Raw genomic sequence first — 10,457 nt, forward strand, 5'->3', positions numbered from 1 at the left:
ACGACATGCGCGACTTTCCACAGGAACTGTTCATCGTTCTGATATTCGGCGCTGTCTGGCTGGCGCAGCTCGTGTTCAAGCAATTGCGCACAAAAGCTGCGGCCCTGCAGGCCGAAATGCAGGCGCGCGCCCAGGCCCAGGTCGAACCTGCAACGGTTCTCCACACGACGGGCGCGCGCCTTGGCGCCGACGAGATGCCAGAAGACGTCGATGCGGCCGAAATCCAACGACCTTTGCAGATGCCACGGTCGGCCATGGTCACGCGCGCGGTCACGTTGGACCGCCCTCGAACGCCACGATTCTCCAGGGCCGCGCTGATGCGCGACCGGCGCGCGGTACAAGACGCCATCGTCATTTCAGCCATCCTGCAGCCCTGCCACGCGCATCGACCGCATGACCTCGGTTGATCGGCGTTGCGGGCAAACCACCAGCCCTGAGAGCACGACATGAACTTAGCGCCGACGCCGCAAACAGTTGTTCTGGCCACCGACATGAGCGGGCGCTGTGACCGCGCACTCGCGCGGGCGGTGCAGCTCAGCGGCACATGGAGGGCCCGGCTTCTGGTCGTGCACGCGCTGGAGGACGATGAAGCCGGTCAGGCCGCCGAGGCGGCGCGCCGCCCGCCGTCCTGGCGCCAGCCTGAGTCCCACGAAGCTGCGGTGGCGCAGCGCCTGCGCGACGATCTGGCTGGCGAGGGCATCACCGCCGATGTTCAAACCGCCCGGGGCGCGCCAGCCGCGGTGGTGCTCGAAGCTGCGCGCCGGGAACAGGCCCAGCTGGTGATCACGGGCCTGGCGCAAGATCAGCCCGGCGTTCGCCGTCGCGTCGGCACCATGGCCGATACGCTACTTCGCGACCCGCTCGATGTACCACTGCTGGTGGTCCGCGCTCGCTCGAGCGGGCCGTATCGCCATGTCCTGGTGGCGACGGACTTCTCACCCGCCTCGCGCGCAGCGTTGGCAACGGCAGCGCACTGGTTCAAAAGCGCGGGCTTGACCCTGTTCCACGCATTCGAGGTGTCCGCCTCAGATCCCACAGGGCTTGGGTTCGGCGACGAATCCCGCGCGCAGACGGCGTCGAGGGCCTGCGAGCAGATGCTTGCCGAGATGGCGCTCGGCCCCGAAGTGACGGATCGGCTGCACCCCGTCTTCGAGGGGGGCGAAGCGGCGGCACTGCTGCCCGACCACCTCAGAAACTCGGATGTCGACCTGGTGGTGCTGGGTTCGAACGATCGAACCAGTTTCATGAAGAAGCTGCTCGGCAGCACGACCGAGACACTGCTGCACGCCATCGACTGCGATGTGCTGGTGGTGCGAGGTGGCAAGTAGTCAGCGCAGCAGTCAACCAGCGGGAGCCACAGCCCGCATTGCGCTGCCGACGGCATGCCACTGCCGCACCACGGCGCAAGCGGCCCGCGAAGTCCGCGCCACACAAGAACCGCTGGTAGGCTGACGGGCTTGCATCCCCGCGCGCTTTCCGCCCCGAGAACCACCTGCTTCCTACAATGACAACGTCGGGCTCGCCACCCATGTTCAGGGCTCCATGAATGCCCTTCTTCTGACCGTCCTGCTGCCATTGGTGCCAGGCACGCTGCTGTGCCTGTGGAGCGGGCAAAGCAATACGCCGCGACGTCGGCGCCTGACGGCATGGCTAGCGGCGCTTGTCACGGCCGCCGCGCTGGTCGCCACCACATCGCTCAGCGGCGAGGTGTTCGCTGGCCAGACCGTTCTGGCTCCACTCGAATGGATCCCCGCGCTCGGGCTGAACGCCAACTTCCGCCTCGATGGCCTGGCGCTAATGTTCGTCTGGCTGATCACCGGCATCGGCCTGCTGATCATCCTGTATGCACCGTATTACCTCGGCAAGGACGACTCGCTGGGCAAGTTCTATGCGCAGCTGATGCTGTTCATGGCCGGCATGCTGGGGGTGGTGCTCGCCGACAACCTGCTGTTGCTGGTGGTGTTCTGGGAGCTGACGAGCCTGTCGTCCTTCCTGCTCGTCGGCTACTGGGGCCACAAGGCCGAGGCCCGGGCAGGCGCGCGCATGGCACTGGCCGTCACCGGTGGCGGCGGGCTGGTGCTGCTGGCCGGCGTGCTGGTGCTGGGGCGCATCGCCGGCACCTACGACCTTTCCGCGATGCTCGCGCAGCCAGGTCTCGTCGCCGCCATCCAGGCCCATGCGCTGTACCCGCTGGCGCTGGGCCTGATCCTCGTCGGCTGCTTCACCAAGAGCGCGCAATGGCCCTTCCACTTCTGGCTTCCCGAGGCCATGGCAGCGCCCACGCCGGCATCTGCCTATCTGCATTCAGCCACCATGGTCAAGGCCGGCATCTTCCTGCTGGCGCGGCTGTACCCGGTGATCGGTGGCACCGATCTGTTCGGCGCCATCGTCGCGCCGGTGGGCCTGGCGACAATGGTTTTCGGCGCCTACGTGGCCGTGTTCAAGCACGACCTCAAGGCACTGCTGGCCTACTCCACCATCAGCCACCTGGGGTTGATCGTCTTCCTGCTCGGCCTGAACTCGCCGCTGTCGGCGGTGGCGGCGATGTTCCACATCCTCAACCACGCCACCTTCAAGGCGTCACTGTTCATGACCGCCGGCATCATCGACCACGAAACCGGCACACGCGACATGCGCAAGCTCGGCGGGCTGATGAAGCTGATGCCGTGGACGGGCACGCTGGCGATGATCGCGGCCGCCTCCATGGCCGGTGTGCCGCTGGTCAACGGCTTTTTGTCGAAGGAGATGTTCTTCGCCGAGGCGGTGGACGGCCAGGCGGGCTTTGCGCTGGGCCCGCTGGTGCCGCTGGCAGCGACGCTGGGCGGCATCTGCGCCGTGGCCTATTCCCTGCGGTTCATCCACGACGTGTTCTTCAACGGCCCGCCCAAGCAGACGCCCAACCCGCACCCGCACGAACCGCCGTTCTTCATGAAGGCGCCGGTGGCACTGCTGGTGGCGCTGTGCGTGGTGGTGGGCCTGCTGCCCGCGCTGACCTTCGGCCCGCTGGTGCAGGTTGCCGCCACGGCCGTGCTGGGCGCACCGCCGCCCGAGTACCACCTTGCGCTGTGGCACGGCCTGAACCTGCCACTGTTGATGAGCGCGCTGGCGTTGGTGGGCGGCGTGGCGATGTACTTCGCGTTGAAGCAGCGCTTCGATCTGCATCTTGACCATCCACGCGGCTGGACCGGACGGCTGTTCTTCACGCATGCCATCGACGCGCTCTACGCCGTGGCAGCGCGTGTCACGGCCAGGCTCGAGAACGGCTCGCTGCAGACCTACGCCGCGCTGCTGATCGGCTCGGCGATCGTGCTGGCTGCGGCACCGTTCGTTCTGGGCGCGGCCCCGCTACCAGGCGCTGGCGGCCGCGGCTTGCTGCCGGCACCGCCGATGGCCATGATCGTGTGGCTGCTGCTTTTGATCACCGGTGCCGCGTTGGTCGCGACGCACCGCCATCGCTTCACTGCCGTGGTGCTGCTCAGTGTGGTCGGCGTGGCGGCCACGCTCACGTTCGTGATGCTGTCGGCACCCGATCTGGCGCTGACCCAACTGTCCGTGGACATCGTTTCCACCGTGCTGCTGCTGATGGCCCTGGCGCTGCTGCCGCAGACCAGCCCGCGCGAATCCACGCACTGGCGACGCGGCCGCGATGCGGTGCTGGCGCTGGCCGGTGGTGGCGGCGTCGCCTGGCTGGCATGGTTGGTGATGACGCGCGACCACGACTCGATGTCCTGGTACTTCTTGCAGCAGGCCGTTCCCGGTGGCGGCGGCACCAACGCGGTGAACGTGATCCTGGTGGACTTCCGCGGCTTCGATACCTTTGGCGAGATCACGGTGCTGGGCATCGCCGCGGTGGGCGTGCTGGCGTTGCTGCAGGGCATGCGCACAGGCCGGGCCGAGCGGGATGCGCAAGACCGCGCCTGGACCTTCGCGCAGACGCCGCTGATGCTGCGCGTGGCGGCGCGTGTCCTGCTGCCGCTGGCGCTGGTGGTCAGCCTTTACATCTTCTGGCGCGGACACAACTTGCCGGGCGGGGGCTTCATCGCCGGCCTCATCACCGCAGTGGCGCTGGTGATGCAGTACATGGCGCTGGGCCACGTGCGGGCCGAGGCGCTGCTGCGTGGCGCCGAGGGAAGGCGCTTCACGCGCTGGATCGGCGCGGGCCTGGCCATCGCCGGGCTCACCGGCGTGGCGGCATTCTGGTTCGGCCGGCCCTTCCTCACCAGCGCCCATGGCCATCCCAATGTGGCGCTACTGGGCGAGCTGCCGCTGGCCAGCGCCGCACTGTTCGACCTTGGCGTGTACATCACGGTCGTGGGGGCAACGCTGCTGATGCTGTCGGTGCTCGGCGCCGCCAGCAACAAGCCGGCGGGGAAGGAGGAGGTTTCCGCATGAGCATGGAGTTCCTGGTCGCCACCGGCATCGGCTGGGTCACCGCCTGCGGCATCTACCTGCTGCTGCGCGGGCGGACTTTCACCGTCGTGCTGGGCCTGAGCCTGTTGGGCTACGCCGTCAACGTCTTCATCTTTGCGATGGGACGCTTGTGGAATAACGCGCCGCCGCTGCTGACTGCGGGCAGCGCCGTGGCTGACCCCCTGCCACAGGCACTGGTGCTGACCGCCATCGTGATCGGCTTTGCCACCACCGGCTTCGTGATCGAACTGGCGCTGCGCAGCCGGCATGAGAGCGGCAGCGACCATGTCGATGGCAGCCAGGACGATCGCGTCGACCCGGGCGGCCCCAAGGCATGAGCAGCGTCATCGCCGCCCACCTGCCCGTGCTGCCCGTCGTGCTGCCGGCTGCTGCCGCCGTGCTCCTGCTGGTGCTGGGCGACGCGGGCCTGCAGCGCGCCCGCAGCGTGGCGCTGGCGAGCGCAGCGCTGATGGCACTGGTCGCCTGCATGCTGCTGCTTCGGGCCGATACAGGCGCACTCACCGTCTACCGGCTCGGCGACTGGCCCGCGCCTTTCGGCATCGTGCTGGTGGTGGACCGGCTGGCGGCGCTGATGCTGTTGTTGACGGCCTGCACCGCCTTGCCGGTGCTGCTGTATGCCAGTGCAGGCTGGGATGGGCGCGGGCGCCACTTCCACGCGCTGTTCCAGTTCCAGCTCATGGGCCTGAACGGCGCGTTCATCACCGGCGACCTGTTCAACCTGTTCGTGTTCTTCGAGGTGCTGCTGGTCGCCTCGTATGCACTGATGCTGCACGGCCAGGGTCGCGAGCGGCTGCGTGTCGGCCTGCACTACGTGGTGCTCAACCTGGCGGCGTCGGCGCTGTTCCTGATCGGCGTGGCGCTGGTCTATGCCATGACAGGCACGCTGAACCTGGCCGACCTGGCGCTGCGCGTACCCGCAGCGACTGGTTCGGAGGCGCTGGTGCTGCAGGCCGGCGGGCTGATCCTGCTGGTGGTGTTCGGCTTCAAGGCCGCACTGATGCCCCTGTCGATGTGGCTGCCGGCCACCTACGCGGCGGCGAGCGCACCGGTTGCCGCGCTGTTCGCCATCATGACCAAGGTCGGCGTCTACGCCATCCTGCGCGTGCACGGCGTCGTGTTCGGCGGCGATCAGAGTGCGGCCGTGCTCGATGTGCAGTCGCTGCTGCTGCCGCTGGCACTGCTGACCGGCGTGGTCGCCGTGCTCGGTGCCTTGGCTGCGCAAACGCTGCCGCGGCTGCTGGCCTGGTTGACCGTGGTTTCGGTGGGAACGGTGCTGACCGCACTCGGCGTTGGCGGGGCGGCGGCCTGGTCTGCCGCGCTTTACTACCTGGCGCAGAGCACGCTTGTGACTGCCGGGCTCTTCTTGCTTGCGGAACTGATCAGCGCGCAACGGGGCGAGACCGGTGGGCGGCTGGACAGCGCGCCGGCCGTGGCCCAGCCGCAGCTGCTGGGCATCCTGTTGCTGCTGGGCGGGGCCGCGGTGGCCGGGTTGCCACCGCTTCCCGGCTTCGTCGGCAAGCTGATGCTGCTGCAGGCCTCGGCAGGCCATGCCTGGGTGGCGACGGTGTGGGCGGTGGTGCTCGCGGTGGGCTTTTGCACCCTGCTCGCACTGGCGCGCGCCGGCGCCGTGCTGTTCTGGCAGGTGCAGTCACCCTTGCCGGCAGCGCCGCTGGCGCCTGCGGCAGGCGCCCGCCCGCAGCAGCTGCTGGCTGCACTGGTCCCCCTGGCTTTGGTGTTCGCGATGTCGATCTTCGCGGCGCCGTTGCAGCGCTATGCCGATGCCACTGCCTTGCAGCTCGGGGACCGTGGCGCCTATGCGCGCGCCGTGCTGGGCGAATCCAACGGCCAGCCGATCAACAGCACCCGGCCTTACCGGGTGGTGCCCGCGGGAGGCCGGCCATGACGCCCCGCTGGCTCGCGCATCCCGCCCTGTCGGCGCTGCTGGCCGCCGCCTGGCTGCTGCTGCAGCAGAGCCTGGACTTGCCACAGCTCATCACGGCGGCCGCTCTGGGCATCGGCCTGCCCTGGCTGCTGCGCGGCTTTTTGCCCGCAGGGGGGCGTCTGCGCCACGCCGGCATGGCGGTGCGTCTGCTGGGCGTGGTGTTGTCGGACATCGTCACGTCCAACCTGACCGTGGCGCGCATCGTGCTGACGCCGGGCTCGAACCCAAGGCCGGCCTGGGTGCTGCTGCCACTGGATCTCACGCATCCAGCAGCGATCGCGCTGCTGGCCACCATCATCACCACCACGCCGGGCACCGTCTCCTGCATCGTCGATGAGACCGGCCGCCGGATCATCGTGCACGCCCTCGACTGCGCCGACCCGGCTGCGATGGCGGCGCAGATCAAGCAACGTTACGAGCGCCCGCTCAAGGAGATCTTCGAATGATCGAATGGGCATTGAACTTCGCGCTGGCCGCCGTGGGCCTGGCGACCGTGCTGTGCGGCTGGCGCCTGCTGCGCGGGCCGTCGGCCATCGACCGCGTGCTGGCGCTCGACACGCTCTACATCAACGTCGTTGCCCTCGTCATCCTGCTGGGGATTCAACGCCGCACCACGTTCTTGTTCGAGGCGGCATTGATCGTGGCGATGCTGGGTTTCGTGTCCACCGTGGCGCTGGCGCGCTACCTCAGCCGCGGCGACGTCATCGAGTAAGGGGAATGCAGATGAACGAGATTCCACTCTGGGTGCAAGCACTGGTGGCCGCGATGCTGGTCATCGGCGGCGCCTTCATGCTGATCGGCGCCATCGGCATGACCCGGTTTCCCGACTTCTTCATGCGCCTGCACGCGCCCACCAAGGCGACCACGCTCGGCGTCGGCGGCGTGCTCCTGGCCAGCATGCTGTTGGCCTGGGCCAGTGGACTGGCCGGCGCGCATGAACTGCTGATCACGCTGTTCCTGTTCATCACCGCGCCCGTCTCGGCAAACCTGATGGCGCAGGCGGCCCTGCACCTGAGGGTGCCCTCGAAGGTGGCCGCCGACGACCTGCCGGTGGACTGAAGAACCGACAACGCCGCTGAAGCGATCAGGGACCCTCGTCTTGCCGGTCGACGGCGCCGAGGCCACCGCCGCGCTCGGGCCGCACGGCCGTCAGGTCGGCTGCTTTGGGCGGTAGCGCGCACCGGGCCCACCTGGCCGGCGACGGCGGGCCTCGAGCTCGCCCAGTGGCGGGGAAGCGCACCATCCAGTGGATCGGACTTTTCTGATTTGTCGGGAATGCCTCGTCGTGGCGCGCACAGCAAGTGCTCGATGGTTGAGACTGCACAAGGCGTCTGCCGGCCTGCGCCGAGATCAAGCGATGCCCATCATTTCAGTCCCCGCCATGCTCGCGTCATGGCACCTTTGGGGGTGAACGCGACGCTGTCCAACAGACCAGGAGTAGCTGCAATGGCCCATCAAATCACGCCTGAACCCGAATCCAGCGCGTCGCTTTTGGCACTGGTGGTCGCATCCAACGGCCGCGTTGATCCGCGCGAGCTGGACATGCTCGACAAGCTCGACGCATTCGAGCGGCTGGGCGTCAAGCGGGCGCAGGTCGTCGACCTGGCATACGGCAGCATCGATGGGCACCCCGAGCAGGCAGGACCGCGGCTGTGGCTGTCGCTGGACGAGATCTCGCAGCTTGACCACCTGCTCGACGATGTGTCCGACAGGGCCCAGCGCCTGCTGCTGTGCCGGTTGGCAGCAGCCGTGGTCACGGCCGACGGCTGCGTCACCAGCGATGAGCGCCTGGTGTACGCGCACATGCTGGCGCGCTGGCGCATCAGCAACACGATGGTGACGCAGGCCATCTTGGCCGATCACCGCGCTTGAGGCGATTAGGCCTCGTCGGCCGCCTCCGCAGCCGCCAGCGGGGCAAGCAGCATGTCCAGCTCCAGCGCGCTGAACTTGCTCAAGCCACCGCCGTCGTCGCGCCCCAGCAGGCCGTCGGCCAGCGCCTTCTTGCTGGCCTGCAACTCCAGCATGCGCTCCTCGATGCTGCCCTGGGCGACGAGCTGGTAGACGAAGACCGGCTGATCCTGGCCGATGCGGTGGGCGCGCGCGCTGGCCTGGGCCTGCACGGCCGGGTTCCACCAGGGGTCGACATGGATCACGGTGTCGGCCGCCGTCAGGTTCAGGCCCACGCCGCCGGCCTTCAGGCTGGCCAGCAAGACAGGCACCTCGCGGGCCTGGTAGCGCCTGACCACGTCGCCACGCTGCGCCGCCGCCGTTTCACCGGTCAGCCGCAGATGGGACAGCCTCAAACCGTCCAACTCAGCGGCGATCAGGTCCAGCATGCCGGTGAATTGCGAGAACACCAGCAGCCGCCGGCCCTGGGCAACGAAATCCGGCACATGCTCGCGCAGCCATTCGAGCTTGGCACGGCCAACGCCGTGAGGGATCTCCACGCCCTTGAGCAGCCAGGGATCGCAGCAGACCTGGCGCAGCTTGAGCATCGCGTCCAGCACGCTGATGAGGCTGGTCGCGCTGAAGCCGTCGCGCGCCAGGATGCGCCTCACCATGTGGTCGGCGGCGACGCGCACGCTTTCGTAGAGCTGCTTCTGCGCGCCGACCAGCGTGACGCGTTTGACCAGCTCGGTCAGCGGCGGCAGCTCGGCCGCCACCTCGGTCTTCATGCGCCGCAGGATGAAGGGCCGCACGCGGGCGGCCAGCAGCCGCGCGCGGGCGCCATCGCGGTTGATCTCGATCGGCTTGCGCCAGTGGCGGGCGAAGGTGCGCGAGTCGCCGAGGAAACCCGGCATCAGCAGGTCGAACAATGACCACAGCTCGCCGAGGTGGTTCTCCAGCGGCGTGCCGGTCAATGCGAGGCGGTGGCGACTGTCCAGGCGCCGCAACGCGCGGCCTGCGCGGGCCTGCGCGTTCTTGACGGCCTGGGCTTCGTCGAGGATCAGCAGGTGCCAAGGCTGGGCCGCCAGCGCGCGCAGGTCGCGCCAGACGAGGTTGTAGGTGCTGAGCACGACGTCGGCGCCGGCCAGGCCGACGCTCGCGCGGTCGGCGCCATGCCAGGTCCGTACCACCAGTCCGGGCGCGATGCGCGCGGCCTCCTGCTGCCAATTGAAGAGCAGCGAGGTCGGCACGATGACCAAGGCCGGGCGGTCCAGGCGGCCGGCCTGCTTCTCCATCCAGATGTGAGCCAGCGCCTGGGCCGTCTTGCCCAGGCCCATGTCGTCGGCCAGGATGCCGGCGAGCCCTTGCTCGCGCAGGTATTGCAGCCAGGCCAGGCCGTGCAGCTGGTAGGGGCGCAGTGCCAGGCCGAGCCCGGACGGCTGCGCCGTCGCGGCAGGCGCGCCGGCGGCCAGCAGGCGCAGGCCCAGGGCCTTCAGGCCCGCATCACCGTGGATCTGCCAACGGCCGCGCGACTCGTCTTCGATGCAGCGGATGCGGTCCGCATCCCACTCGCCCAGTTGCAGCGGCTCGCCCTTCTCCAGCTGCGCCGGCTTCAGCAGGTCCAGCAAGGCCAGCATGACGGCCTTGAGCGGGGCCGCCTGCGCGTGATAGCGCCGGCCGCCAGGCGCGCGCAGCGAGACGATGGCGTCATCCTCGATGGCAGCGATGGCCGCGGCGTCCAGCCAGCGCTTGTCGCGGCGCAGCAGGTTCGCGATCAGCGGCGCGAGGTCGATGCGCTCGCCGTCCACCTCCATGCCCAGGCTGACCAGCCAGGCACCCTTGCGGCGCTCCAGGCCGACGCCTCCGACACGGCGGCTCGGCGGGGGCGCGTCCTCGGCCTCGCTCAGGCCGAGCTGCCAGCCACTGACCGCGCGGCTGTGATGGGCAAAGCCGGGCGCGGTGGTGATCTGCCAGCCCAGGGCCAGCAGCTCGGGCACCTTGTCGGCGTGGAAGTCGCCGAAGAACTCTTCCTGCACCAGCGTCCACAGCGACGCGCCCAGCGGCTGGGGATCACCGCGCCACTGCAGCAGGCGGGTGTCCAGCGGCACGAGCCCGCGCGCCAGCAGCGCCGCCTCGGCCTGCACGTCGGCCGCGCCAAGCACGGCCACCGTCACCTGTTCGCCACGCGGCCCGAGCG

General features: G+C 68.9%; 10 protein-coding genes. 9 read left to right on the plus strand and 1 reads right to left on the minus strand.

Annotation, left to right across the window (positions count from 1 at the left end; all coding sequences use genetic code 11):
- The first annotated feature begins 5 nt into the window (after window positions 1-5).
- From ACT6S0_RS07335 to ACT6S0_RS07375, 9 genes are all read left to right on the plus strand, one after another.
- Window positions 6-407: a hypothetical protein gene (locus ACT6S0_RS07335; protein WP_444763238.1), complete on the plus strand. Its 402-nt coding sequence runs from the start codon at window positions 6-8 to the stop codon at window positions 405-407.
- Window positions 408-446: 39 nt separating this feature from the next.
- Window positions 447-1,328 carry a universal stress protein gene (locus tag ACT6S0_RS07340; protein WP_444763239.1) on the plus strand — a complete coding sequence of 294 codons (882 nt, stop codon included), beginning with the start codon at window positions 447-449 and terminating at the stop codon, window positions 1,326-1,328.
- Between the two features lie 214 nt (window positions 1,329-1,542).
- On the plus strand, window positions 1,543-4,392 hold the full coding sequence (locus ACT6S0_RS07345) for a monovalent cation/H+ antiporter subunit A (RefSeq protein WP_444763240.1): 2,850 nt from the start codon (window positions 1,543-1,545) through the stop codon (window positions 4,390-4,392).
- Window positions 4,389-4,748: a Na+/H+ antiporter subunit C gene (locus tag ACT6S0_RS07350; protein ID WP_444763241.1), complete on the plus strand. Its 360-nt coding sequence runs from the start codon at window positions 4,389-4,391 to the stop codon at window positions 4,746-4,748. Before ACT6S0_RS07345 ends, ACT6S0_RS07350 begins: the two co-directional genes overlap by 4 nt.
- The gene (locus ACT6S0_RS07355; RefSeq protein WP_444763242.1) at window positions 4,745-6,334 is read left to right on the plus strand and encodes a monovalent cation/H+ antiporter subunit D; all 1,590 of its coding nucleotides are present in this window, start codon (window positions 4,745-4,747) and stop codon (window positions 6,332-6,334) included. Before ACT6S0_RS07350 ends, ACT6S0_RS07355 begins: the two co-directional genes overlap by 4 nt.
- Window positions 6,331-6,819 (plus strand): Na+/H+ antiporter subunit E, encoded by a 489-nt coding sequence (locus tag ACT6S0_RS07360; protein ID WP_444763243.1) that lies wholly within the window; start codon window positions 6,331-6,333, stop codon window positions 6,817-6,819. Before ACT6S0_RS07355 ends, ACT6S0_RS07360 begins: the two co-directional genes overlap by 4 nt.
- Complete coding sequence (locus tag ACT6S0_RS07365; protein ID WP_444763244.1) at window positions 6,816-7,085, plus strand: K+/H+ antiporter subunit F; 270 nt, start codon at window positions 6,816-6,818, stop codon at window positions 7,083-7,085. Before ACT6S0_RS07360 ends, ACT6S0_RS07365 begins: the two co-directional genes overlap by 4 nt.
- Before the next feature lie 11 nt (window positions 7,086-7,096).
- The gene (locus ACT6S0_RS07370) at window positions 7,097-7,432 is read left to right on the plus strand and encodes a Na+/H+ antiporter subunit G (RefSeq protein ID WP_444763245.1); all 336 of its coding nucleotides are present in this window, start codon (window positions 7,097-7,099) and stop codon (window positions 7,430-7,432) included.
- A 387-nt stretch (window positions 7,433-7,819) separates the two neighbouring features.
- Window positions 7,820-8,245, plus strand: coding sequence for a hypothetical protein (locus tag ACT6S0_RS07375; RefSeq protein ID WP_444763246.1), 426 nt, complete (start codon window positions 7,820-7,822; stop codon window positions 8,243-8,245).
- A 5-nt stretch (window positions 8,246-8,250) separates the two neighbouring features.
- Here the strand turns inward: ACT6S0_RS07375 and ACT6S0_RS07380 are convergent.
- Window positions 8,251-10,457, minus strand: a 2,207-nt coding sequence (locus ACT6S0_RS07380) for a DEAD/DEAH box helicase (protein ID WP_444763247.1), incomplete at its 5' end; no start/stop codon positions are given.

The organism is Roseateles sp. (assembly GCF_052436255.1).
GTDB lineage: Bacteria > Pseudomonadota > Gammaproteobacteria > Burkholderiales > Burkholderiaceae_C > Pelomonas.